General features: G+C 62.0%; 22 protein-coding genes and 1 tRNA gene. 22 read left to right on the top strand and 1 reads right to left on the bottom strand.

Going from position 1 to position 25,413, the window contains the following annotated elements:
• Position 1: 1 nt before the first annotated feature.
• From ABID44_RS05130 to ABID44_RS05035, 20 genes are all read left to right on the top strand, one after another.
• Positions 2-604 (top strand): NADH-quinone oxidoreductase subunit C, encoded by a 603-nt coding sequence (locus ABID44_RS05130; RefSeq protein ID WP_354150623.1) that lies wholly within the window; start codon positions 2-4, stop codon positions 602-604.
• Complete coding sequence (locus ABID44_RS05125) at positions 605-1,795, top strand: NADH-quinone oxidoreductase subunit D (protein WP_354150622.1); 1,191 nt, start codon at positions 605-607, stop codon at positions 1,793-1,795.
• Positions 1,795-2,922, top strand: a complete 1,128-nt coding sequence (locus ABID44_RS05120) for an NADH-quinone oxidoreductase subunit E (RefSeq protein ID WP_354150621.1) — start codon at positions 1,795-1,797, stop codon at positions 2,920-2,922. Before ABID44_RS05125 ends, ABID44_RS05120 begins: the two co-directional genes overlap by 1 nt.
• Before the next feature lie 10 nt (positions 2,923-2,932).
• Positions 2,933-4,237 (top strand): NADH-quinone oxidoreductase subunit NuoF, encoded by a 1,305-nt coding sequence (gene nuoF / locus ABID44_RS05115; RefSeq protein WP_354150620.1) that lies wholly within the window; start codon positions 2,933-2,935, stop codon positions 4,235-4,237.
• A gap of 121 nt (positions 4,238-4,358) precedes the next feature.
• The gene (locus ABID44_RS05110; protein ID WP_378226886.1) at positions 4,359-4,910 is read left to right on the top strand and encodes a helix-hairpin-helix domain-containing protein; all 552 of its coding nucleotides are present in this window, start codon (positions 4,359-4,361) and stop codon (positions 4,908-4,910) included.
• Positions 4,911-4,980: 70 nt separating this feature from the next.
• Positions 4,981-7,062, top strand: a complete 2,082-nt coding sequence (gene nuoG / locus ABID44_RS05105; protein ID WP_354150618.1) for an NADH-quinone oxidoreductase subunit NuoG — start codon at positions 4,981-4,983, stop codon at positions 7,060-7,062.
• 3 nt (positions 7,063-7,065) lie between these two features.
• Positions 7,066-8,112: an NADH-quinone oxidoreductase subunit NuoH gene (gene nuoH / locus ABID44_RS05100; RefSeq protein ID WP_354150617.1), complete on the top strand. Its 1,047-nt coding sequence runs from the start codon at positions 7,066-7,068 to the stop codon at positions 8,110-8,112.
• Positions 8,112-8,603, top strand: a complete 492-nt coding sequence (gene nuoI, locus ABID44_RS05095) for an NADH-quinone oxidoreductase subunit NuoI (RefSeq protein WP_354150616.1) — start codon at positions 8,112-8,114, stop codon at positions 8,601-8,603. The genes nuoH and nuoI overlap by 1 nt, the downstream gene beginning before the upstream one ends.
• A gap of 134 nt (positions 8,604-8,737) precedes the next feature.
• Complete coding sequence (locus ABID44_RS05090) at positions 8,738-9,358, top strand: NADH-quinone oxidoreductase subunit J (protein WP_354150615.1); 621 nt, start codon at positions 8,738-8,740, stop codon at positions 9,356-9,358.
• 1 nt (position 9,359) lies between these two features.
• Positions 9,360-9,668, top strand: a complete 309-nt coding sequence (gene nuoK / locus ABID44_RS05085) for an NADH-quinone oxidoreductase subunit NuoK (RefSeq protein ID WP_035023851.1) — start codon at positions 9,360-9,362, stop codon at positions 9,666-9,668.
• A 10-nt stretch (positions 9,669-9,678) separates the two neighbouring features.
• A complete protein-coding gene (gene nuoL / locus ABID44_RS05080) occupies positions 9,679-11,652 on the top strand; it encodes an NADH-quinone oxidoreductase subunit L (protein WP_354150614.1) in 1,974 nt (657 codons plus the stop codon).
• Entirely contained in the window at positions 11,649-13,154 is a 1,506-nt protein-coding gene (locus ABID44_RS05075) for an NADH-quinone oxidoreductase subunit M (protein WP_354150613.1), read from the top strand. The genes nuoL and ABID44_RS05075 overlap by 4 nt, the downstream gene beginning before the upstream one ends.
• A gap of 18 nt (positions 13,155-13,172) precedes the next feature.
• Entirely contained in the window at positions 13,173-14,609 is a 1,437-nt protein-coding gene (gene nuoN / locus ABID44_RS05070) for an NADH-quinone oxidoreductase subunit NuoN (protein ID WP_354150612.1), read from the top strand.
• The gene (locus ABID44_RS05065) at positions 14,609-15,445 is read left to right on the top strand and encodes a biotin--[acetyl-CoA-carboxylase] ligase (RefSeq protein ID WP_354150611.1); all 837 of its coding nucleotides are present in this window, start codon (positions 14,609-14,611) and stop codon (positions 15,443-15,445) included. Before nuoN ends, ABID44_RS05065 begins: the two co-directional genes overlap by 1 nt.
• Positions 15,446-15,550: 105 nt before the next feature.
• Entirely contained in the window at positions 15,551-17,221 is a 1,671-nt protein-coding gene (locus tag ABID44_RS05060) for a ribonuclease J (RefSeq protein ID WP_354150610.1), read from the top strand.
• Between the two features lie 112 nt (positions 17,222-17,333).
• Positions 17,334-17,741, top strand: coding sequence for a methylmalonyl-CoA epimerase (gene mce, locus ABID44_RS05055; protein WP_354150609.1), 408 nt, complete (start codon positions 17,334-17,336; stop codon positions 17,739-17,741).
• Complete coding sequence (locus ABID44_RS05050) at positions 17,738-18,004, top strand: DUF1467 family protein (protein ID WP_354150608.1); 267 nt, start codon at positions 17,738-17,740, stop codon at positions 18,002-18,004. The genes mce and ABID44_RS05050 overlap by 4 nt, the downstream gene beginning before the upstream one ends.
• A 609-nt stretch (positions 18,005-18,613) precedes the next feature.
• Positions 18,614-19,942 (top strand): proline--tRNA ligase, encoded by a 1,329-nt coding sequence (gene proS / locus ABID44_RS05045; protein ID WP_354150607.1) that lies wholly within the window; start codon positions 18,614-18,616, stop codon positions 19,940-19,942.
• A complete protein-coding gene (locus ABID44_RS05040; protein ID WP_354150606.1) occupies positions 19,939-21,222 on the top strand; it encodes a lipoprotein-releasing ABC transporter permease subunit in 1,284 nt (427 codons plus the stop codon). Before proS ends, ABID44_RS05040 begins: the two co-directional genes overlap by 4 nt.
• The gene (locus ABID44_RS05035; RefSeq protein WP_354150605.1) at positions 21,222-21,902 is read left to right on the top strand and encodes an ABC transporter ATP-binding protein; all 681 of its coding nucleotides are present in this window, start codon (positions 21,222-21,224) and stop codon (positions 21,900-21,902) included. Before ABID44_RS05040 ends, ABID44_RS05035 begins: the two co-directional genes overlap by 1 nt.
• Before the next feature lie 872 nt (positions 21,903-22,774).
• Here the strand turns inward: ABID44_RS05035 and lipB are convergent.
• Positions 22,775-23,545 (bottom strand): lipoyl(octanoyl) transferase LipB, encoded by a 771-nt coding sequence (gene lipB, locus ABID44_RS05030; RefSeq protein ID WP_354150604.1) that lies wholly within the window; start codon positions 23,543-23,545, stop codon positions 22,775-22,777.
• A 187-nt stretch (positions 23,546-23,732) separates the two neighbouring features.
• Between lipB and ABID44_RS05025 the strand changes: the two genes are divergently transcribed.
• Positions 23,733-23,817, top strand: a tRNA-Leu gene (locus ABID44_RS05025).
• Positions 23,818-23,902: 85 nt separating this feature from the next.
• Positions 23,903-25,321: a hypothetical protein gene (locus tag ABID44_RS05020; protein WP_354150603.1), complete on the top strand. Its 1,419-nt coding sequence runs from the start codon at positions 23,903-23,905 to the stop codon at positions 25,319-25,321.
• Positions 25,322-25,413: the final 92 nt, after the last annotated feature.

Below are 25,413 nucleotides of genomic sequence, written 5' to 3'. Positions count from 1 at the left end.
AATGAGTGAAGCGCTCAGCGAACTGGCCGCCCATATCGAAGCGAATGGCGGCGTCGAAATCCTGTCTGGCGAACTGGCCTTTGGCGAACTGACGATTACGGTTGCGCCTGCCGACATCGTCAAGCTGGCACGCTTCGTGCGCGACGACGCGAAGTGCCGGTTCGTGTCGATGATCGATGTTTGCGGAGCGGATTACCCGGCGCGGTTCGACCGTTTCGACGTGGTGTATCACCTGCTGTCGCCGACGAAGAACCTGCGCCTGCGTCTCAAGGTTCATGCCGGCGAGGAGACCGTCGTTCCGTCCGTGACCGGCATATGGCCGGGCGCCGACTGGTTCGAGCGCGAGACCTACGATCTCTATGGTGTGCTCTTCTCCGGTCATCCGGATCTGCGCCGCATCCTGACCGATTACGGTTTCGAGGGGCATCCGTTGCGCAAGGACTTCCCGCTCACCGGTTTCGTCGAGGTGCGTTACGATGACGAGGCCAAGCGCGTCGTTTACGAGCCTGTCGAGCTGAAGCAGGAATTCCGTAATTTCGACTTCCTCTCGCCGTGGGAAGGCACGGACTATGTGCTGCCCGGCGATGAAAAGGTGAAGCAGTAAATGGCTGAAACCTCCGTCCGCAATTTCAACATCAACTTCGGCCCGCAGCATCCGGCCGCGCACGGCGTGCTGCGTCTCGTGCTGGAACTCGACGGCGAGGTGGTCGATCGCGTCGATCCGCATATCGGTCTGCTGCACCGCGGCACCGAGAAGCTGATGGAGGCCAAGACCTATCTTCAGGCCGTGCCCTATCTTGACCGGCTCGACTATTGTTCGCCGATGAATCAGGAGCATGCCTTTGCCCTGGCGGTGGAGCGCCTGCTCGGCATCGAGGTGCCGAGGCGCGGGCAGATCATTCGCGTGCTTTATTCCGAAATCGGCCGCATCATGTCGCACGTCCTCAATGTGACGACGCAGGCCATGGACGTGGGCGCGCTGACCCCGCCGCTGTGGGGGTTCGTCGAGCGTGAGAAGCTGATGGTCTTCTATGAGCGGGCTTCCGGTTCGCGCATGCATGCGGCCTATTTCCGGCCGGGCGGCGTGCATCAGGACCTGCCGCAGCAGCTGATCGAGGATATCGGCGCGTGGATCGATCCCTTCCTCAAGACCATCGATGACCTCGACGCCCTGCTGACGCCCAATCGAATCTTCAAGCAGCGCAACGTCGATATCGGCGTGGTGTCGCTCGAAGACGCCTGGGCGTGGGGTTTCTCGGGAGTGATGGTGCGCGGTTCGGGCGCGGCGTGGGATCTGCGCAAGTCGCAGCCTTACGAATGCTATTCCGAACTGGATTTCGACATTCCGATCGGCAAGAACGGTGACAATTTCGACCGTTATCTCCTCCGCATGGAAGAGATGCGCCAGTCGGCAAGGATCATGCGCCAGTGCGTGGATCTTCTGCTCGGCAAGGAAAGCGCCGGCCCGGTCTCCAATCTCGACGGCAAGGTTGTGCCGCCGAAGCGTGGCGAGATGAAGCGCTCGATGGAAGCGCTGATCCACCACTTCAAGCTCTATACCGAGGGCTACAAGGTGTCGGCCGGCGAGGTCTATGCAGCCGTCGAGGCGCCGAAGGGCGAATTCGGCGTCTATCTGGTGTCGGACGGAACCAACAAGCCGTATCGCTGCAAGTTGCGCGCGCCGGGTTTTGCCCATCTCCAGGCCATGGATTTCCTGTGCAAGGGGTACATGCTGGCAGACGTTTCAGCCATCCTCGGCTCCCTCGACATCGTCTTTGGTGAGGTCGACCGCTAATGTCCGTTCGCCGTCTCGCAGATGCCAGCGTCCAGCCGGCTGTATTCTCCTTCAACGCGGAGTTCGCTTCGGCCGCGCAGAACTGGATCGCAAAATATCCGGAAGGCCGTCAGCAATCGGCGATCATTCCGCTGCTCATGCTCGCGCAGGAGCAGGATGGCTGGGTGACGAAAGCCGCGATCGAGTCGATCTGCGACATGCTGGGCATGCCCTATATCCGAGGCCTCGAGGTCGCGACATTCTACACCCAGTTCCAGCTCAAGCCGGTCGGAACGCGCGCCCATATTCAGGTGTGCGGCACCACGCCCTGCATGCTGCGCGGCGCAGGCGAACTGATGGATGTCTGCCGCTCGAAGATCCATCCCGAGCAACTCCATTCCAATGAGGACGGAACGCTGTCCTGGGAAGAGGTCGAGTGTCAGGGCGCTTGCGTGAATGCGCCGATGGTCATGATCTTCAAGGATTCCTACGAAGACCTGACGCCCGGGCGGCTGGCCGAGATCATTGACGAGTTCGAGGCGGGCAGGGGCGATTCCGTGCCCACCGGCCCGCAGGTCGAGCGTTTCTTCTCTGCCCCGACGGGTGGCTTTACAGCCCTGACGGACGAGAAGGCCGTGCTGAAGTCGACCAGAGACAAGGCCGTCAAGGCCGGGAAGCCGGCGACCGAAGCCGAACCTGCCCAGGTTCCTCCGTCCAATGCGGCCAAGCCGAAGACGGATGCGCCCGAAACCAGCCCCGCGCTGAAGACGCCGTCCACAGTGAAAGCCGAGCCGGCAGCGGAAAAGGCCGTGAGCGTCTCCGCTCCGAAAGAGGCTGCACCGGGCAAGGCGGCCAAGCCGTCGCTGGACGACAAGAGCCGCCCCGCAGGCATCGCGCGTCCGGCCACGGTTGACGACCTCAAGCTGATCTCGGGCGTCGGCCCCAAGAACGAGCAGGTTCTGCACGAACTCGGCATCTTCACATTTGCGCAGGTCGCCTCGTGGAAGAAAGCCGAGCGCGAATGGGTGGACGGATACCTGAATTTCCATGGCCGCATCGAGCGCGAGGACTGGGTCAAGCAGGCCAAGGCCCTCGCCAGGGGTGGGGTGGACGAATATGTCCGCGTCTTCGGCAAGAAGCCGGTTTGAGGGAAGAACGATGCTTCAGGACAAGGATCGCATCTTTACCAACATCTACGGCCACTTCGACAAGTCGCTGGCCGGGGCGATGTCGCGCGGTTGCTGGGACGGCACCAAGGGCATTATCGAGAAGGGTCGCGACTGGATCATCAATGAGATGAAGGCGTCCGGCCTGCGCGGCCGCGGCGGCGCAGGTTTCCCGACCGGCCTCAAATGGTCGTTCATGCCTAAGGAAAGCGACGGCCGCCCGAGCTATCTCGTGGTCAACGCCGACGAATCCGAGCCCGGCACCTGCAAGGACCGCGACATTCTGCGCCATGACCCGCATACGCTGGTCGAAGGCTGCCTGCTGGCCGGTTTCGCCATGGGCGCGGTTGCGGCCTATATCTATGTGCGCGGCGAGTTCATGCGCGAGCGCGAAGCGCTGCAGCGCGCTATCGACGAAGCTTATGACGCAAAGCTCATCGGCAAGAACAACAAGAACGGCTACGACTTCGACGTCTACGTGCACCACGGCGCTGGTGCTTACATCTGCGGTGAAGAGACTGCACTTCTGGAAAGCCTTGAGGGCAAGAAGGGGCAGCCGCGGCTGAAGCCGCCTTTCCCGGCGAATATGGGGCTTTATGGCTGCCCGACCACGGTCAACAATGTCGAATCCATCGCCGTTGCGCCCACCATACTGCGGCGTGGCGCGGCCTGGTTCTCGTCTTTCGGGCGTCCGAACAATGTCGGCACCAAGCTGTACATGCTGGTCGGCCATGTGAACACGCCCTGCACGGTCGAGGAAGAGATGGGCACCACCTTCCGCGAACTGGTGGAGAAGCATGGCGGCGGTATCCGCGGCGGCTGGGACAATCTGCTTGCGGTGATCCCGGGCGGCGCGTCATGCCCCGTCGTGAAAGCCGAGGACATCATCGATGCGCCCATGGATTTCGATGGTATGCGCGAGGTGAAATCCTCGTTCGGCACGGCGGCGATGATCATCATGGACAAGTCGACGGATATCGTGAAGGCGATCGCGCGGCTCTCCTACTTCTTCAAGCATGAGAGCTGCGGCCAGTGCACGCCGTGCCGCGAGGGCACGGGCTGGATGTGGCGCGTGATGGAGCGGCTGGTGCGCGGCGAGGCGCAGAAGCGCGAGATCGACATGCTGCTCGACGTCACCAAGCAGATCGAAGGGCACACCATCTGCGCCCTGGGCGACGCGGCCGCCTGGCCGGTGCAGGGGCTGATCCGCAACTTCCGCCCGGAAATCGAGCGTCGCATCGACGAATTCACCCGCAACGCCCATCGGGTCGAGCCGGTTCTGGTCGCCGCCGAATAGGCGTGATCGCAACCGACGGCAGGCAGGAACGGAAAGGGAACCGGAACGCAGCTAAACGGCAGGACAAGGCCCGCGATTGACGGCCCACCGTTTGCAGACCGATTTGAAAAGCTTCGAAGCCATGCAGAACAACGCACCAGAGATGATTCCGAGTGAGATGGCCAGCGCCGTCAATCTGCTCGTCCATCCGGCGGCCGGAATGGCCGCTGCGTCGGCGCTCGGTTTCGGGCTCGCCAGTCAGGCGTTCGGTATCTGGCTTGGCGCGCTGACCGGAGCTAGCGAGGCTTCGCAGAAGCTGTTTCAGGCTTTCGAGGGCGTTTCGGTGGAGAATGCCGGAAAGGCTGCCGGGGAGGGTGGGGTGACCCGGGCGGCTTCAACGTCGGCTCTCCGCCTCGTGAAAGAAGCCGCCGCGGAAGTTTCGACGCAGTCGCATCAGCCGCAGGCGATGAATAAACCGGCCGCGCCGGACGACCTCAAGGCGATCTCCGGGATTGGCCCCAAGCTTGAGGCGGTTCTCAATGGCTATGGCGTCTGGACCTGGCGCCAGATTGCGGCGTGGACGGATGCTGAAATCGCCTGGGTTGACGACACGTTGGGGTTTCGCGGCCGTATCCGGCGCGACGACTGGGTCGGTCAGGCGGCGGCGCTGCCGAGCGGGCGACGGGTAAAGTGAGATTGGGCAGGACGCCGTTTCGATGGCGTCCGCAATGAAGATCGCGGCATGGCCGCGGGGTTGAGGCAAGATGGCAAAGCTCAAGGTCGACGGGAAAGAGATCGAGGTACCCGACCACTACACGCTGCTGCAGGCGGCGGAAGTGGCCGGCGCGGAAGTGCCGCGCTTCTGCTTCCATGAACGGCTGTCGATCGCCGGCAACTGCCGCATGTGCCTTGTCGAGGTGAAGGGCGGCCCGCCCAAGCCGCAGGCTTCCTGCGCCATGGGCGTTCGCGATTTGCGCCCCGGCCCGGAAGGCCAGCTTCCCGAGGTGTTCACCAACACGCCGATGGTCAAGAAGGCCCGCGAAGGCGTGATGGAATTCCTGCTCATCAACCACCCGCTGGATTGCCCGATCTGCGACCAGGGCGGCGAGTGCGACCTGCAGGACCAGGCTATGGCCTTCGGGGTCGATTCCTCCCGCTTCCATGAGAACAAGCGCGCGGTAGAGGACAAGTATATCGGCCCGCTCGTCAAGACGATCATGACGCGCTGCATCCACTGCACGCGCTGCGTCCGCTTCACCACGGAAGTGGCGGGCATCTCCGAACTCGGCCTCATCGGCCGTGGCGAGGACGCCGAGATCACCACCTATCTCGAACAGGCGATGACCTCGGAATTGCAGGGCAACGTCATCGACCTGTGCCCGGTCGGCGCGCTCACGGCGCGGCCCTACGCCTTCCAGGCGCGCCCGTGGGAACTCACCAAGACCGAATCCATCGACGTCATGGACGCCGTGGGCTCCGCGATCCGCGTCGATTCCCGTGGCCGGGAAGTGATGCGCATCCTGCCGCGCAACAACGACGCGGTGAACGAGGAATGGATTTCCGACAAGACCCGCTTCATCTGGGACGGGCTGCGCACCCAGCGCCTCGACCGGCCCTATGTGCGGCGCGACGGCAAGCTGAAGCCGGCAAGCTGGGGTGAAGCCTTCGCCGCCATCCGCGATGCCGTTTCGGCTACCACCCCCGACAAGATCGGCGCGATTGCCGGCGATCTGGCCGCCGTCGAGGAAATGTATGCGCTGAAGCGCCTTATGGCCTCGCTTGGCTCCACCAATATCGATTGCCGTCAGGATGGCGCTGCGCTCGACCCGGCGCTGGGCCGCGCAAGCTACATCTTCAACCCGACGATCGAGGGCATCGAGAATGCCGATGCGATCCTCATCATCGGAGCCAATCCGCGCTTCGAGGCTTCGGTGCTCAATGCCCGCATCCGCAAGCGTTTCCGCGCCGGCCCGCTGCCAATCGGCGTAATCGGCGAATTTGGCGATCTGCGTTACGACTACAAGGCGCTTGGAGCCGGTCCCGACACGCTGAAGGATATCGCCGACGGCAACGGCGCCTTCTTCGAGGCGCTGAAGAAGGCTGAGCGTCCGCTCATCATTGTCGGACAGGGGGCTCTGGCGCGCGCCGATGGTGCGGCCGTGCTCGGCCTCGCGGCCAGGCTCGCGACAGCCGTCGACGCTGTCGGGCCGGAATGGAACGGTTTGGCCGTGCTGCACAATGCGGCTGCCCGCGTCGGTGGCCTGGACATCGGCTTCGTGCCGGGCGAGGGCGGCAAGGATGTTGCGGCCATGCTGGAAAGCACCGACGTGCTGTTCCTGCTCGGCGCCGACGAGATCGGCATGAGCAAGGTCAGCAGCGGCTTCGTGGTCTATATCGGCACCCATGGCGACGCCGGCGCGCACCGCGCCGACGTGATCCTGCCGGCTTCGGCCTATACCGAGAAGTCGGGAACCTATGTGAATACGGAAGGCCGCGTGCAGCAGACAAGCCGCGCCGGTTTCGCTCCGGGCGACGCCCGCGAGGACTGGGCCATCCTGCGCGCCCTCTCGGATGTTCTCGGTCACAAGCTGCCGTTCGACTCGCTCGGCCAGCTTCGCAAGGAACTTTACGGCGATTATCCGCATCTTGCCCGCATCGACCAGATCGAGGCTGGTTCGGCGGGCGACGTTGCCGCCGTGGCAAAGCTTGCCGGCCGTATCGAAAAAGCCGGTTTCGTGTCGCCTGTGCGCGACTTTTACCTGACCAACCCGATTGCGCGCGCCTCGGCCGTTATGGCCGAGTGCTCGGCGCTCGCGCAGGGCGGCTTCAAGCAGGCGGCGGAATAGGACATGGACGACAGCTTCTTCTCCTTCTACATCCTGCCTGCGCTGATCATTATCGCGAAGTCACTCGCGGTGCTGGTGATCCTGCTGATCTTCGTGGCCTACATACTGTATGCCGACCGCAAGATCTGGGCGGCCGTGCAGATGCGCCGCGGCCCGAACGTGGTCGGCCCGTGGGGTCTGTTTCAGGCCTTCGCCGACCTGTTCAAATTCGTGTTCAAGGAACCGGTGATTCCATCCGGGGCCAACAAGGCGGTGTTTCTTCTCGCCCCGCTGGTCACTTCAGTGCTTGCGATGGCGACCTGGGCCGTCATCCCGGTCAATGAAGGCTGGGCCGTCGCCAACATCAATGTCGGCATCCTCTACATCCTCGCGATTTCAGGTCTCGAAGTGTACGGCGTCATCATGGGCGGCTGGGCTTCGAACTCGAAATATCCATTCCTGGGCGCCCTGCGTTCGGCGGCCCAGATGGTGTCCTACGAGGTCTCCATCGGTTTCGTCATCGTCACCGTTCTGCTTCTGGTGGGCTCGCTGAACCTGACCGACATCGTCATGGCGCAGAAGGACGGCATCGGCACATGGCTCGGCCTGTCGAACAGCTTCCTCGACTGGCACTGGCTGGCGCTGTTTCCGATGTTCATCATTTTCATCATTTCGGCGCTGGCGGAGACCAACAGGCCGCCTTTCGACCTCGTCGAGGCGGAGTCGGAACTGGTCGCCGGTCACATGGTGGAATATTCGTCGACGGCGTTCCTGCTGTTCTTCCTCGGCGAGTATGTGGCGATCGTGCTGATGTGCGCGCTGACCACCATCCTGTTCCTCGGAGGCTGGCTGCCGCCCTTCGACTTCGCGCCTTTCACCTGGGTGCCGGGCGTCGTCTGGTTCGTTCTCAAGGTCTGCTTCGTGTTCTTCATCATCTCGATGGCCAAGGGCGTTCTTCCGCGTTACCGCTACGACCAGTTGATGCGGCTGGGCTGGAAGGTGTTCCTGCCGATCTCGCTGTTCATGGTCGTGGCCACGGCCGCGTTCCTCAAGCTGACGGGTCTTGCCTGATGTCTGCATTCGCTCAAGCGGCTAAGTCGCTGATTCTGAAGGATATCTTGGGTGGCTACTGGTTGGGCGTCAAGAAGATGTTCCAGCCCAAGGAAACCATCAACTATCCGCATGAAAAGGGGCCGATCAGCCCGCGCTTTCGTGGCGAGCACGCGCTGCGCCGCTATCCCAACGGAGAGGAGCGCTGCATCGCGTGCAAGCTGTGCGAGGCGATCTGCCCGGCGCAGGCGATCACCATCGAGGCCGGCCCGCGCCGCAACGACGGCACCCGCCGCACCGTGCGCTATGACATCGACATGGTGAAGTGTATCTATTGCGGCTTCTGCCAGGAAGCTTGCCCCGTCGACGCCATCGTGGAGGGACCGAACTTCGAGTTCGCCACCGAGACGCGCGAGGAGCTTTACTACGACAAGGAAAAGCTGCTGGCGAATGGCGACCGCTGGGAGCGCGAAATCGCCCGCAACATCGCGATGGATGCGCCTTATCGCTGAGCGCGGATGCCGGAGGTACGATCCGGACATCGGCATTTGACACATGGACGGGCCGCAACGGCTCGTCTAAGGAACACGCGGTTTCGTGACCGGAGGCGGCGCGGAATCAGGATTTGGAAACCCGGGGGATCCCCATGCTTGAAGGACTAGAGGCGGCTTTCTTCTACCTCTTCGCCCTCGTCGCGGTCGCATCGGCCTTGATGGTCATTTCATCGCGCAATCCCGTTCATTCGGTGCTGTTCCTGATCCTCGCCTTTTTCAACGCGGCGGGGTTGTTCCTGCTGGCGGGAGCCGAGTTCCTGGCGCTGATCCTGCTCATCGTCTATGTCGGCGCCGTCATGGTGCTGTTCCTGTTCGTGGTCATGATGCTCGACGTCGATTTCGCCGAGTTCAAGCAGGGGGCGCTGCGCTACGCGCCGATCGGCGCGCTGGTCGGGCTGATCTTCGCCGCCGAACTCATCATCGTGACCGGCGGCTATGTGCTGGCGCCCGAACTCAGCAATACGGCGGCGCGGCCGATCCCGGACATGGCGGAGCGCTCCAACACCGCCGCTCTCGGCGATATTCTTTACACGGACTACATCCATTTCTTCCAGATGGCGGGCATCGTGCTTCTCGTCGCCATGGTCGGCGCCATCGTGCTGACGCTGCGCCACAAGCAGGGCGTCAAGCGCCAGTCGATTTCGGCGCAGGTCGGCCGCACGCCGGAGACCTCCATCGAAGTACGCAAGGTCGAGACGGGGAAGGGCATCTGACATGACCGTCGGCATCGGACATTATCTGACACTCTCGGCGATCCTGTTCACGATCGGCGTGTTCGGCATCTTCCTGAACCGCAAGAACGTCATCGTCATCATGATGTCGATCGAGCTCCTGCTTCTGGCGGCCAACATCAATCTGGTCGCCTTCTCCTCGGTGCTCAACGATCTCGTGGGGCAGGTCTTCGTGCTGTTCGTGCTGACGGTTGCGGCGGCCGAGGCGGCGATCGGTCTGTCCATCCTCGTGGTCTTCTTCCGCAACCGCGGCTCCATCGCGGTGGAAGATGTGAATATGATGAAGGGTTGAGGCGCGGAACATGTATCAAGCCATCGTCTTCCTGCCCCTCATCGGGTTCCTGATCGTCGGCCTGTTCGGCACGTCGCTGGGCGCCAAGGCTTCGGAATACATCACTTGCGGACTGATGGTGGTGTCGGCCGCGATGTCGTGGGTCGCATTCTTCTCGGTCGGCTTCTCCGACGCCGCGACGTTCACCGTGCCGGTGCTGCGCTGGCTCCAGACCGGCGGGCTCGACGCTGCATGGGCTCTGCGCATCGACACGCTGACAGTCGTCATGCTGGTGGTGGTGAACACCGTCTCGGCGCTGGTTCACATCTATTCGATCGGCTACATGCACCACGATCCGCATCGGCCGCGCTTCTTCGCCTATCTGTCGCTGTTCACCTTCGCCATGCTGATGCTGGTGACTTCGGACAATCTTGTGCAGATGTTCTTCGGCTGGGAAGGCGTTGGCCTCGCCTCCTATCTGCTGATCGGCTTCTGGTACAAGAAGCCGTCGGCGAACGCCGCGGCGATGAAGGCCTTCATCGTCAATCGTGTCGGTGACTTCGGTTTCCTGCTCGGCCTGTTCGGCGTGTTCGTGCTGTTCGGCTCGGTCAATTTCTCGACCATCTTCGCCGGCACGGCCAGCTATTTGCCGGCCGAGGGCGCTGCGGAGACGGGCGCTGTTCTGACGTTCCTCGGATATTCGCTGGACAAGACGGCGGCGATCACCGTGGTGTGCCTGCTGCTGTTCATGGGCGCCATGGGCAAGTCCGCGCAGGTGCCGCTGCACACCTGGCTGCCGGACGCGATGGAAGGCCCGACCCCGGTTTCGGCGCTGATCCATGCCGCCACCATGGTCACCGCCGGCGTATTCATGCTGGCGCGCCTGTCGCCGCTGTTCGAGCTGTCGCATAGCGCGCTGATGGTCGTGACTTTCATCGGCGCGACCACCGCCATCTTCGCGGCGACGGTCGGGCTCGTGCAGAACGACATCAAGCGCGTCATCGCTTATTCCACCTGTTCGCAGCTCGGCTACATGTTCGTGGCGCTGGGCGTTGGTGCTTATGGCGCGGCGGTGTTCCACCTGTTCACGCACGCCTTCTTCAAGGCCCTGCTGTTCCTCGGTTCCGGTTCGGTCATCCACGCCATGTCGGACGAGCAGGACATGCGCAGGATGGGCGGCATCCGCAAGCTGATCCCGACCACCTACTGGATGATGATCATCGGCACCATCGCGCTGACCGGCGTCGGCATCCCGGCCACGGTCATCGGCACCGCCGGCTTCTTCTCCAAGGACGCCATCATCGAAAGCGCCTTTGTCGGCCACAATGCGGTGGCGGGCTTCGCCTTCACGCTGCTGGTCATCGCCGCCTGCTTCACCTCCTTCTATTCCTGGCGGCTGATCTTCATGACTTTCCACGGCAAGTCCCGCGCCAGCGAGGAGGTTTTGCATCACGTCCATGAATCGCCGCCGGTGATGCTGGTCCCGCTCTACATCCTCGCTGTCGGCGCGTTGTTCGCGGGCTTCCTGTTCCACGACCAGTTCATCGGCGAGGCTTATGAGACCTTCTGGAAGACGGCGCTGTTCACCTCGGCCGACAACCACGTCCTGCACGAGATGCACGATGTGCCGATGTGGGTGAAGCTCTCGCCCTTCGTGGCGATGGTGGTCGGCTTCCTCTTGTCGTACCAGTTCTACATCCGCTCGCCTGAGACGCCGAAGCGCCTCGCGGCGCAGCATCGCGGCCTCTACCAGTTCCTCCTGAACAAGTGGTACTTCGACGAACTCTACGACTTCCTGTTCGTGCGCTCGGCAAAGGCGCTGGGCCGCTTCCTGTGGAAGACGGGCGACGGGAAGATCATTGACGGGCTTGGACCGGATGGCGTTTCGGCGCGGGTCGTCGACGTCACCCAGCGGGTCGTCAAGCTGCAGTCCGGCTACCTCTATCACTACGCATTCGCAATGCTGATCGGCGTTGCCGCGCTTGCCACCTGGATGATGCTATGACCGACTGGCCCATTCTTTCTACGGTCACGTTCCTGCCGCTCGTCGGCGCACTCCTGGTGCTGCTGATCCGCGACGAAAGCGAGAACGGTCTGCGCAACATCCGTTCGATCGCCCTTCTGACCACGGTGTTCACTTTCGTGGTGTCGCTGTTCGTCTGGATCGGCTTCGACAATTCGCAATCCGGCTTCCAGATGGTGGAAAAGGCGGAGTGGCTGGATGGCGGCATCTCCTACCATATGGGCGTCGACGGCATCTCCATGCTGTTCGTCATCCTCACCACCTTCCTGATGCCGCTGTGCATCCTGGCTTCGTGGGAAGCGGTGCAGAAGCGCGTGAAGGCGTACATGATCGCCTTCCTGCTGCTCGAAACGCTGATGATCGGCGTTTTCTGCGCGCTTGATCTGGTGCTGTTCTACGTCTTCTTCGAGGCGGGCCTGATCCCGATGTTCATCATCATCGGCGTCTGGGGCGGAAAGCGGCGCGTCTATGCATCGTTCAAGTTCTTCCTCTACACGCTGCTTGGCTCGGTGCTGATGCTTCTGGCCATCATGGCCATGTACTGGGACGCCAGCACCATGGACATCCCCACGCTGCTCGCGCACGACTTCCCGGCCAGTATGCAGACATGGCTGTGGCTCGCCTTCTTCGCTTCCTTCGCGGTGAAGATGCCGATGTGGCCGGTTCACACCTGGCTGCCGGACGCGCACGTCGAGGCGCCGACGGCCGGTTCCGTCATTCTGGCCGGCATTCTGCTGAAAATGGGCGGTTACGGGTTCCTGCGCTTCTCGCTGCCGATGTTCCCGCTCGCTTCGGACATGTTCCAGCCCTTCGTGTTCACGCTGTCGGTGATCGCCATCGTCTACACCTCGCTGGTGGCGCTGATGCAGGAGGACATGAAGAAACTGATCGCCTACTCGTCGGTCGCCCACATGGGCTATGTGACCATGGGCATCTTCGCCATGAACGCCGAGGGCATCGACGGAGCCATCTTCCAGATGCTGTCGCATGGTCTGGTGTCCTCCGCGCTGTTTCTGTGCGTCGGCGTCATCTATGATCGCATGCACACCCGCGAGATCGACGCCTATGGCGGCCTCGTCAACAACATGCCCAAATATGCCGTGGCCTTCCTGATTTTCACCATGGCCAATGTCGGCTTGCCGGGCACCAGCGGCTTCGTCGGCGAGTTCCTGACGCTGCTCGGGGTGTTCCGGGTCAACACCTGGGTGGCCGTGTTCGCCGCCACCGGCGTTATCCTGTCGGCAGGCTATGCGCTGTGGCTCTACCGCCGCGTCGTCTTCGGCGCGCTCACCAAGGACGGCCTCAAGGACCTGCTCGACCTCTCCACCCGCGAGAAGGTCGTGCTCTATCCGCTGGTGGTGCTGACGATCTTCTACGGCGTCTATCCCGCGCCGGTGCTGGACGTCACCGCCGAGTCGGTGAAGGCGCTGGTGGATAATGTCAACGCATCGATCAATGCCGCGCAGACCGCGGCCGCAAACTGACCGGAGACCGAGGTAACAATGACGCCGGAACTCTCCACCAGTCTCGTGCTCGTCACGCCGGAGCTCATCATCGTCGCAGGCGCCCTCGTGCTCCTGATGATCGGTGTGTTCTCAAACGGCCGGCCGGGGGCATTGGTCACGACGCTCGCCGTACTGGTCATGGCTGTCGCCGGACTGTGGCTGGCTTTCGCTACGGGCGAAGGCAGCGCGTTCGGCAATTCGTTCGTGCTCGACCCGTTCGCGCGCTTCATGAAGCTGCTGACGCTCGCCGGGTCGGCCGTCGCGCTGGTCATGTCGATCGGCTACAGCCGCGCGCACAAGTTCGACACGTTCGAATATCCCGTTCTGGTCATGCTCTCGACGGTCGGCATGTTGCTGATGGCCTCGGCCAACGACATGATCGCCCTCTATCTCAGCTTCGAACTGCAGTCGCTGGCGCTCTACATCGTCGCGGCGATCAACCGTGACTCGCTGCGCTCCAGCGAGGCCGGCCTCAAATACTTCGTGCTGGGCGCGCTCGGCACCGGCATGATGCTCTACGGCGTGTCGCTGGTCTACGGTTATACCGGCTCCGTCGATTTCGAGGTGATCGCATCCGCGATTTCGGGGCAGGGACGCCAGATCGGCGTGCTGTTCGGCATCGTGTTCATCCTGTCCGGCCTGGTTTTCAAGATTTCCGCCGCGCCCTTCCACATGTGGACGCCGGATGTCTATGAGGGCGCGCCGACGCCGGTGACGGCTTTCTTCGCGGTCGCCCCCAAGGTCGCGACCATGGCGCTCATCCTGCGTCTGGTGATGGAGGCCTTCCAGCCCGCCGCATCCGACTGGCAGCAGATCATCGTCTTCGTGTCCATCGCATCTATGGCGCTTGGCTCGTTCGCCGCGATCGGCCAGCGCAACATCAAGCGCCTGATGGCCTATTCGTCCATCGGCCATATGGGCTTCGCGCTGGTCGGTCTCGCGGCCAACAGCGAGGCGGGCGTGCGCGGCGTGCTCATCTATATGGTGATCTACGTGGCCATGACGCTGGGCGTTTTCGCCTTCATCATCGCAATGCGGCGCAATGACGAGAATGTGGAGGAGATCGGCGATCTGGCCGGCCTTTCGCAGACCAATCCGATCATGGCTACCATCATGACCCTGATGCTCTTCTCGCTGGCGGGCATTCCGTGGCTGGCCGGATTCTGGGCGAAGTGGTACGTCTTCCTCGCCGCCATCGATGCGAATCTTTACGCGCTGGCGATCATCGGCGTGCTGACCTCGGTCGTGGCGGCGTTCTATTATCTGCGCATCATCAAGATCATGTGGTTCGACGAGCCGGCCGGCGGGTTCCAGCCCATGTCAGCCGAACTGCGCGTCATCCTCGGCCTGTCGGGCGCTTTCGTCACCTTCTATGTGCTGTTCGGCGCTCCGATCGGCGTGATGGCGCAGGCAGCAGCCAAGTCGTTCTTCTGATGGCGTTTGCGCTGGCGCCGACGGCAGCATCCGATGGCTATCGCCTGGAGGCGCTGGATACTGTCGGCTCCACCAATGCGCAGGCGCTCGATCACGCCCGCGCCGGAGATCCGGGCAAGCTGTGGGTCGTTTCGAAGAACCAGCGGAGCGGACGTGGCCGGCGCGGCCGCGCCTGGCAGTCGCCGCCTGGCAATCTCGCCGCGACCCTGCTTGTCGTCGCCGATTATGAGTTGAAGCTTGCCTCGACGCTTGGCTTCGTGGCCGGGCTGGCGTTGGCGGACGCGCTCGACGCGGTCGCGCCGCAAGCCGGCATTTCGGTTGGCGTCGATGGCGGCGGCAATTTCGGCAAGGCCGGCAGCAACCGCTTTGAGCTGAAATGGCCGAACGACGTTTTGGCGTCAGGCGCCAAACTCGCGGGCATCCTGCTGGAGTCGGCTATGCTGGGCGAAAGCCGGTTCGCGGTGGCGGTCGGCATCGGCGTCAATGTGATCGCTCATCCTGACGACCTGCCATATCCTGCGACCTCGCTGAGGAAGCTGGGCGCGAGCTGCGATGCCGAAACGCTCTTTCTGGCGCTATCCGACGCCTGGGCCGCGAACGCGCGACTGTGGAGCGAGGGGCGGGGTCTTGCGGCCATCCGCAACCGCTGGCTGGAGCGGGCGGCCGGTATCGGCAGCGAGGTGGCCGTGCGGGTCGACAACCGCGTGGTGCGCGGTATCTTCGAGACCATCGACGAGGACTGCCATTTCGTCATCCGTGATCATGACGGCGGCGTGGTGACGATTGCGGCGGGCGACGTGCATTTCGGCGCGGTCGCCAGCGCCGGCGCTGTCTAGACAATTCCGTGGAAACGGCAACGGCAACCGGTTCTTTCGTCTGAAATTGCGTGAAGCGTAAAGAGCTCTAGAGCGGAAATGAGACCGCATGATTTGGAGACGGGTATGGCTGTGAAGGAAAATGCCGAGCTGGTGTTCGCGCCCCTCGGCGGCGTCGGCGAGATCGGTATGAACTTCGCCCTCTATGGTTACGGTCCGGCCAACGCCCGCGAATGGCTGATCGTCGATGTCGGCGTGACCTTTCCCGACCCTACGCACCCCGGCGTCGACCTGATCCTGCCGGACACGCGTTTCATCGAGGACAAGCTCGACCGGCTGCGCGGCATCGTCATCACCCATGCGCATGAAGACCATTACGGCGCGCTGCACGACATCTGGCCGCGCCTGCAAGCGCCGGTGTGGATGACGCCTTTCGCCGCCGCTCTGCTCGAAGCGAAACGACAGTCGGAGCATGGCGCGCCGAAAATCCCGGTGACCATCTATCGCGGTGGCGAGAAGTTTACGGTTGGCCCCTTCGAGATCGAAGCCATTCCGGTGGCGCACTCCATTCCCGAGCCGATGTCTCTGGCCATCACAACGCCCGCCGGAACGGTGATCCATACCGGCGACTGGAAGATCGACCCTGCGCCGACGCTCGGCCCCAAAACCGACGAGGCGCGCTTCCGAGCCTATGGCGACAAGGGCGTTCTGGCGCTCATCTGCGATTCCACCAATGCGCTGAGGGAAGGGGATTCGCCCTCGGAGGAGGAAGTCGGCGCCAGCCTCAAGACGCTGATCGGGCAGCAGCAGGGCCGCGTCGCCATCACCACATTCTCCTCCAATGTCGGCCGTATCATCTCCATTGCCCGCGCGGCGCGGGATGCGGGCCGCAAGTGCCTCGTGCTCGGCCGCTCGCTGAAGCGCGTCATCGAGGTGGCCGACGAACTCGGCTATATGGACGGGCTGCCCGAATTCGTGGCGGAAGAGGATTACAACTTCATCGACCGGCGTGAACTGGTCATCATCTGCACCGGCAGCCAGGGCGAGCCGCTGGCGGCGCTCGCCAAGCTGTCGCGGGATGAGATGAAGTCGGTGGCGCTCAATGCCGGCGACACGGTGATCTTCTCCTCGCGTACAATTCCCGGCAACGAAAAGGCCATTCTGGAGATTCAGAATCGTCTCATCGATCTTGGCGTCAAGATCATCGAGGACGGCGATGCGCTGGTGCATGTGTCCGGCCACCCACGCCGCAGCGAGCTGAAGCGCATGTATGAATGGGTGCGTCCGCAGATCGGCGTGCCGGTGCATGGCGAAGCCGCGCATCTGGTGGCGCAAGGATCGCTGATGGCCATGGCCGGCATCGGGCAGGTGGCGCAGGTGCGCGACGGCGACATGTTGCGCCTGTGGCCGGGAGTGGCCACGATCATCGATCAGGTGCCGTTTGGTCGCCTCTACAAGGACGGCAAGCTTGTCGGCACCGATGAGGCGATGGGCATACGCGACCGCCGCAAGCTCTCTTACGCGGGTCATGTCGTGGTCAATGTCGTGCTCGATGATCGTTACGAGCTTTCCGGCGATCCCGATCTGGTCGCCATCGGCGTGGCGCAAGCGGACGCCGGCGGCGAGCCGCTGGAGGATCTGATGATCGATGCGGCAATAGGCGCGGTGGACTCTATCCCGCGTCAGCGCCGAAAAGACCTCGATCTGGTGCAGGAATCCGTTCGCCGCGCGGTGCGCGCCGCCGCCAATCAGGCCTGGGGCAAGAAGCCACTGGTGACGGTGTTCGTGACCCGCTAGTGTTCCGAGTTCGACATTCGCACCGTCTGTGGAAAGCGTCGTACGAATTTCGGATTCGATAGGGCGCTGGAACCTTGATTCCAGGCGCGGAGTTCATTCGGGAAGTGAGGCAATGAAGCTCGGACGTCTCAATCACGTTGCTATCGCAGTGCCGGACCTTGAGAAGGCGACCGCCACCTATCGCGATATGCTGGGCGGAACCGTCACCGAGGCTCAGGCGTTGCCCGAGCATGGCGTGACGGTGGTGTTCGTCGATCTCGGCAACACCAAGGTCGAGCTTCTGGAGCCTCTGGGGGAAGGTTCGCCCATCGCCGCCTTCCTGGAAAAGAACCCGTCCGGCGGCATGCACCATGTCTGCTATGAGGTGGATGACATCATTGTGGCGCGAGACCGGCTGAAGGCCGGCGGAGCGCGCGTTCTGGGCGACGGCGATCCGAGGATCGGCGCCCACGGCAAGCCCGTTCTGTTCCTGCATCCCAAGGATTTTTGCGGAACTCTGGTCGAGTTGGAACAGGCATGAGCTGGGTTTCGCTCGTCGCCATCTATTTCGTGACGTGGTGGCTGGTGCTGTTCGCCATCCTGCCCTTCGGTGTGAAGACGCAGGACGATGACGACAACGTCACGCTGGGCACTGTTTCCAGCGCGCCGCGGGGACCGCACATGCGGCGCGCCGTCATCTGGACGACGATCGTCACCACGATCATCATAGGCACCTATGGCTGGGTGACGCTGGGGCTTGGCTACAGCTTCGACGATATCCCGCGTATGGTGCCGGGGCCCTGATTGCGGAATACTGCAATCAGACCTGTCTCAGGCCCGTACCCAGAGTGGGATTTTCTGTAAGGAATGTACCGGCGATGCAATTCCCGGAAGCCTGAAACTGTAACAGGAACAATGCGTCAGGCTGCGGTGTGACCGTACAGATTCAACTCTGTACGGGCCGGGAAAAAGGTGCGGCGGCTGAAATCTGCACAAAAAAAATGCAAGGCAAAAAGCCTTGCAAGTTGAACGCGTCCGATCCGTTTCCGGTTTCCGGCGGCAGCGAATAACCGCGCCTAGATCGCATCCTCCCAAGACTTTGACCGCGTAGGAGAGCAGATTTTATCCTCTGCTCTCTCGATTATGCGTGGCACACTAGACCAAGAAAGCCGGCAAAGTCACTATAAATTTTACCCCGGAGTGAACTTAAGTGTGTTGCATTGCACAATAAGATGGCACGATCTGCCCACTCGATGAACATGCCCGGCTTGTATGGTTTTCAGTGTGGAGCTCGCGTCGATACGTCGAATGTCGCTGCGGGTTTCCAATTTGCCATGAAATGGCTATGAAGCCGAAGCAAACAGGCCTCGGCACGCCGATTCCGGTGGCGCCCTTTCTCTCACGGAACAGCATATGCGTGTGTCGCGCTATTTTTTGCCCATTCTCAAGGAAAACCCGCGCGAGGCTGAAATCGTCTCGCACAGGCTTATGCTGCGCGCCGGCATGATCCGTCAGCAGGGCGCGGGAAGCTTCTCCTGGCTGCCGCTGGGCAAGCGCGTGCTCGACAAGGTCTGCCGGATCATCCGCGAGGAGCAGGACCGCTCCGGTGCGCTGGAGATCATGATGCCGACCATCCAGTCGGCCGATCTGTGGCGCGAGAGCGGTCGCTACGACGCCTATGGCAAGGAGATGCTGCGCATCAAGGACCGTCATGAGCGCGACATGCTCTACGGGCCGACCAATGAAGAGATGGTGACGGATATTTTCCGCGCCTACGTGAAGTCCTACAAGGATCTTCCGCTCAACCTCTACCACATCCAGTGGAAGTTCCGCGATGAGGTGCGCCCCCGGTTCGGTGTCATGCGCAGCCGCGAATTCCTGATGAAGGACGCCTATTCCTTCGATCTCGACTATGAGGGCGCCAAGGCCGCCTACTATCGCATGTTCGTAGCCTATCTGCGCACCTTCACACGCATGGGCCTGCAGGCGATCCCGATGCGCGCCGACACCGGGCCGATCGGTGGCGACCTCAGCCACGAGTTCATCATTCTGGCCGAGACCGGCGAGAGCCAGGTCTATTGTCACCGCGATTATCTCGGCTTCGAAGTGCCGGGCGAGGATATCGATTTCGGCAATGACGCGGAGATAGCCGGCATCGTCGAGAAGTGGACCACGCCCTATGCGGCGACCGACGAAATGCATGATGAGGCCGCATGGAACGTCATTGCCGGGAGCGACAAGGTTTCGGCGCGCGGCATCGAGGTCGGCCATATCTTCCACTTCGGCGAAAAATATTCGAAGGCGATGAACGCCAAGGTGACCGGGCCGGACGGCAAGGAGCATTTCGTCTCCATGGGGTCCTACGGGATCGGGCCTTCGCGGCTGATCGCGGCCATCATCGAGGCGAGCCACGACGAGAACGGCATCATCTGGCCCGAATCCATTGCGCCGTTCGACGTTGGGCTGATCAACATGAAGTCCGGCGACGCCGAATGCGATCGCGTCTGCAACGAGCTTGAGGCCGCCCTGACGGCTGCCGGCAAGGACGTGCTTTACGACGACACCGACCAACGGCCGGGCGCCAAGTTCGCCACCGCCGACCTGATCGGACTGCCGTGGCAGCTTGTGGTCGGCCCGCGCGGCGTGGCCGCCGGCGAGGTGGAACTGAAGAACCGCAAAACCGGCGAGCGCGAGAACCTGCCCATCGCGGAGGCGATTGCGCGGCTTGGTGGCGCTGCATGAGCAAGGCGGCCGCGAAGCCTTCCTCCGCCGGACCGTTTTCCGGCTTCGAGCGCATGGTGGCGTGGCGCTATCTGCGTTCGCGCCGCAAGGAAACGGTCATCTCGGTTATCGCGTCGATCTCGTTCCTCGGCATCATGCTGGGGGTGGCGACGCTGATCGTGGTGATGGCGGTGATGAACGGCTTTCGCGCCGAACTGCTCACCCGCATCCTCGGGGTCAACGGCCATATCATCGTGACGCCGATCGATCTGCCGCTTGAGGATTATGAGCAGGTGGCGGATCGCATCAACGGTGTCGGCGGCGTCAAATACGCCCTTCCGCTGATCGACGGGCAGGTGCTGGCGCAGGGCAACGTCGGCTCCGGCGCCGGAGCTCTGGTGCGTGGCGTCAGGGGAACGGATCTTTCCAAGGTCAGCATGGTCGCCGACAATATCCGCTTCGGCACTCTGGAGAATTTCGACCAGTCCGATGGCGTGGCGGTCGGCTCGCGCATGGCCAGCAATCTCGGGCTGGCCATCGGTGACACAATCACGCTGACTTCCCCTGATGGCGACGTCACGCCCTTCGGCACCACGGCGCGAATCAAGGGCTACCCGATCGTTGCGATCTTCGAGGTCGGCATGTCGGAGTATGACAGCTCGATCGTCTATATGCCCCTGTCGGAGGCTCAGCTCTATTTCAACATGGAAGATCTCGTGCAAAGCATCGAGATCTATGTCGACAATCCCGATGCCGTCGACGCCCTGAAGCCGAAGATCGAGGAAGCGGCGCAGCGGCCGGTCCTGCTGAGCGACTGGCGCCAGCGCAACCAGACTTTCTTCTCCGCCCTGCAGGTGGAGCGTAACGTCATGTTCATGATCCTGACGCTGATTGTGCTGGTGGCGGCGCTGAACATCATTTCCGGCCTGGTCATGCTGGTGAAGGACAAGGGCCACGATATCGCCATCCTGCGCACCATGGGCGCGACGCGCGGGGCGATCCTGCGCATCTTCCTGATGACAGGGGCGGCGATAGGTGTCGTGGGCACCTTGGCCGGCTTCGTGCTCGGTGTCGTCATATGCCTCAATGTCGAGCACATACGCCAGTTCTTCTCCTGGATTTCCGGCACGGTTCTGTTCAATCCCGAGCTCTATTTCCTGAGCCAGCTTCCAGCCAAGATGGATGCCGGCGAGACCTTCTCGGTGATCCTCATGGCGTTGGTGCTGTCGTTCATCGCCACGCTGTTTCCCGCCTGGCGGGCCGCGCGGCTCGATCCGGTCGAAGCGCTGAGGTATGAGTGATGGCGCATGCCGTTCTCGAACTGAAGGGCGTCGAGCGCCACTACGTGCAGGGCGAGCGCAAGCTCACAATCCTGAGCGGCACGGATTTCGTGCTGCGGTCCGGCGAGATGGTGGCGCTGGTGGCGCCTTCCGGCACCGGCAAGTCCACCCTGCTGCATACGGCGGGGCTTCTGGAGAAGCCGGACAGCGGTGATGTCATTCTGGCCGGGCGCGCATGCGGCAAGCTTTCGGATGACCAGCGCACGGCGATCCGCCGCAATGAAATTGGTTTCGTCTACCAGTTCCATCATCTGTTGCCTGAATTCTCCGCGCTGGAGAATGTGATGATGCCGCAGCTCATCAAAGGGTTGCCACGCGCAGAGGCGGCGGAGCGGGCAGGGCAGCTGCTGGATTACATGCAGCTTGGAAAGCGATCCACGCATCGCCCTTCCGAATTGTCGGGCGGTGAGCAGCAGCGCGTGGCCATCGCGCGCGCTGTGGCAAATGCGCCGCTGGTGCTGCTAGCCGACGAGCCGACCGGCAATCTCGATCCGGTCACCGCTTCTTATGTGTTTCAGGCGCTGTCGGCGCTTGTGCGGCAGTCGGGGCTTGCCGCGCTGATCGCCACCCATAACCACGAGCTCGCCGCCCGCATGGATCGGCGCGTGACCCTTTCCGAAGGCAAGGTCGTTCCATTCTGAAGCTCCGCTTGCGCTTGCGAGGGCGTCGCATCGCATGATGCGGGCACTATATCGGGAGCGTCTTCCCATGACGGGAAGAGCCGGTCAGGGTCGTCTGCAACCCGGGCCTGACAACGGACTGTGTGGACGGCGCGGATCGGTATCCAGCTCCCTGTCCTTTTGCCCTGAATACTCATTAGCCTGACATCACGAAGCGCAATTCCCGGCACGCCAGCGCGGGCGGTTGCCGGTTGATCGCGTGCCTTGCTTCCCAAGCCCGGAAACCAATCTTTAATCCTGAGAAACAGCCGATTCCGATTCGGATGAAGATGCAATTCTGTTAATTGACATTTGAACAGAATAAGAACAAAGTGAGAACATACAGAAAACAGGAGCAAGCCATGACCGATCTCGTTCAGGATGTTGTCTCAATGGTGTGCATGGGAACCTTCCTCGTTTCCATGGCGATGTGGATAGGCGCGCTCTGATAATTGTGGCGATGAAGGACCCCGAACCGATCTGAGATACCGTTTCCCGCTAGAGCATTTTGCAGTCAGACGGAATTCTCTGACTGCAAAATGCGGCTAAGAAAACAGAATGGAGCAGTGGAAGGAGCGTTCGTCAGAACGTGCGCTGCTCTGGTGTCCCGATGTCGGGGCTCCTCTGGCGGGGGGGGCTGCCTTTGCCGCTCCGGCCTCTGCTGGAGATGGTGGGTTGTCTGCAAGGCAAGCTTCCGCCTCTGCGGTTTGCGTGCTTGCGTCCTTTCGGACGCACAAAGATGCCGCTCCAGCCATGGGGTTTCCCGCTGCTGGTTTTTTCTGCCGCTTGACATGAGAACTGCCACAGGCGTTCAGGTCGGGAACTGAGCGGCGGGAAAGGCACTGCCGCCTCGTTCAGCAGGCAATGTCGGGCACAGCTGGGTCGGGCACGCTTGGTGAGTCCGATTCGATCTGGGTCGTGACGGGGCCGAATACGTCTTCGAAGGCTGCTTTCAGCGCCACGTCCAGATCGGCCATGGCCACGGGCAGGCCGAGATCGACAAGACTGGTGACGCCGTGCTCCTGCACGCCGCAGGGTACGATGCCGCCGAAATGGCTCAGATCAGGTTCCACATTGATGGCGATGCCATGGAAACTGACCCATTTGCGCATGCGGATGCCGATCGCGGCGATCTTGTCCTCGGCGGTGGAGCCATCCGGCGTTGATGGACGGTCGGGCCGCTGCACCCAGACGCCGACCCGGTCCTCGCGGCGTTCGCCCCTGATGTTGAAGGCGTCCAGCGTGCGAATGATCCATTCCTCCAGTGCGGCTACGAAGGCGCGGACATCCTCGCGCCGGCGCTTGAGATCAAGCATGACATAGGCAACGCGCTGGCCGGGGCCATGATAAGTGTATTCGCCGCCCCGACCCGCCGCATAGACGGGAAATCGTTCAGAATCGATGAGATCCTCGATGCGTGCGCTGGTGCCGGATGTGTAGAGGGGAGGGTGTTCGACCAGCCAGATCATTTCGCGAGCGCCGGCGCTGCGAATCAATTCGGCATGGGCCTCCATGAAGGCCAGCGCCTCCGGATAGGCGACAAGCCCGGGCTCGGTGCGCCATTCGACGGGAGTTGAACCGGCTTTGGCAAAAAATGACGTGGCGATCTGGCTGCGTTCAGGCATGACTTGGTCCGAATTTTACCCCCATCATATGGCGAGAAATGCCCTGGAGGTCCAGCGGTGAGGGCATGGAAGCGAGCATGATGGCAAGGTTGTGATTTAAAGCGCGATTATTCCTGCAGATGCCCTTGTTTCGGGATAAGCGATTTGCTACACGCCGCGTGCCGAACATGTTTGGCTCCTACCACGGGCGGTCGTGGCGGAATTGGTAGACGCGCAGCGTTGAGGTCGCTGTGGGGCAACCCGTGGAAGTTCGAGTCTTCTCGACCGCACCATCACTCTCCGAAATGCCTTTCGGTTTAGATAGTTGTTTGATTTCAGGAGCTTGTAGTCGCCTCCCTGCTACAAAGGGCGCTACAAATGACTGTCACGATGACTGGCTTGAGGCGAGCTAAGAACGGCGATTGGTTCTCCCGGAAGGCTATTCCGGACGACGTGCGAGATGCCTACCAAAGCGCCTACGGTATTCGCCGTGAGGAACGCTTCCGACTATCCACAGACAAATCCCCCGGTGAAGCGAAGGCAGCCTTTGCAGAATGGCTGGCGGACATAGAGGGTCGTATCGGTGCGCTTCGTGCTGCGGCCACCGGCAGGGCGCTGGAACTATCGCACCGGCAACTCCACGACATCGCGGGACGCTGGTATGACTGGTTTGTCGTCCAATACGCAGACGATCAGGAGCCGGTTGAGGCGTGGGATTTTCGATATGAGCGGTATCAGGACGCCGTAGAAGCATCCGGTGGCGATTATCCCTACGATGATGAAGAGCAGGGACGCAGCCCGCGACATGCCGCCAAGGTCAAGGCCGTGGTGCTGGAACTGTCTCGCCTTCAAACGTTCCTCGCCGGCGAAGGCATCAACCTATCCTCCGATACCCTCGACCGCCTTGTGGATACCCTAGAGTCGGACCTTGTGGCCGCTATGGCGCTCCTGCGGCGGCGAGCCGGTGGCGACTATCGGCCCGACACCCATCGGGAACGTTTCCCGCAATCCATGCCTATCATTCCTGCCAACGTGAAGTTAGCTGGGTGGAATGTGCAGGAGGCTTTCGAGGCGTATGTTATGGAACGGCAACCCCAGCCCTCGACCGTCAATCGCTGGCGCGTGGTCTTCGTTGATTTCAACAATTTTCTGGACGGTCGAGACATCTCTCTGGTGACGGACGATGACGCCGTTAGCTGGAAGGACCGGCTGGTTGCAAAGGGGAATATGGGTGCGCGCACGATCAATGAGGTTTGGCTAACAAGCGCCAGAACAGTGTTCAATTGGGCGAAGCGACAGAAGAAGATAGCGACCAACCCATTGGAAGGCGTGAAGGTTGCCACCGGCAGGCAGACGCCTACGAAGGGAGCCTTCCAACCCGAAGACATAAAAACCATCCTGACAGCGACCCTACAACCTCAAGGACCCCGCGTATCACCGCACTTCCGCGCAGCCATCCGGTGGGTGCCGTGGTTGTGCGGATACACAGGGGCGCGGGTAGGAGAGATTACGCAGCTACGCAAGCAGGACATCGATCAACACCCGGAGGGCTTCTGGACGCTGCATATCACTCCGGAAGCCGGGGCGGTGAAGGGAGCGATGCCGCGCACGGTCCCCCTGCACGATCATCTCATTGAGCAAGGGCTCATTGAGTTCGTAAGGACGATGAAGGACGGGCCACTGTTCTACGACCCGAGCACCAAGAGGAAAACGAAAAGCGACGACCGGCTCAATCCGACCCGAGCGCCCTACGTGTTGATAAGGCAGAAGCTTGGAGATTGGGTTCGGGGCTTGTGAGGTGGACCCGTCTGGTGAGACAGCTTGGCGGCTTGGCTAAGGTGGATCGGGTTGGTTTCTACGCCGCCAATTGCTCCGTCATTTGTGCCGTA

The organism is Aquamicrobium ahrensii (assembly GCF_040545755.1).
Lineage (GTDB): Bacteria > Pseudomonadota > Alphaproteobacteria > Rhizobiales > Rhizobiaceae > Mesorhizobium > Mesorhizobium ahrensii.
This window is presented reverse-complemented; position numbering and strand designations above follow the sequence as displayed.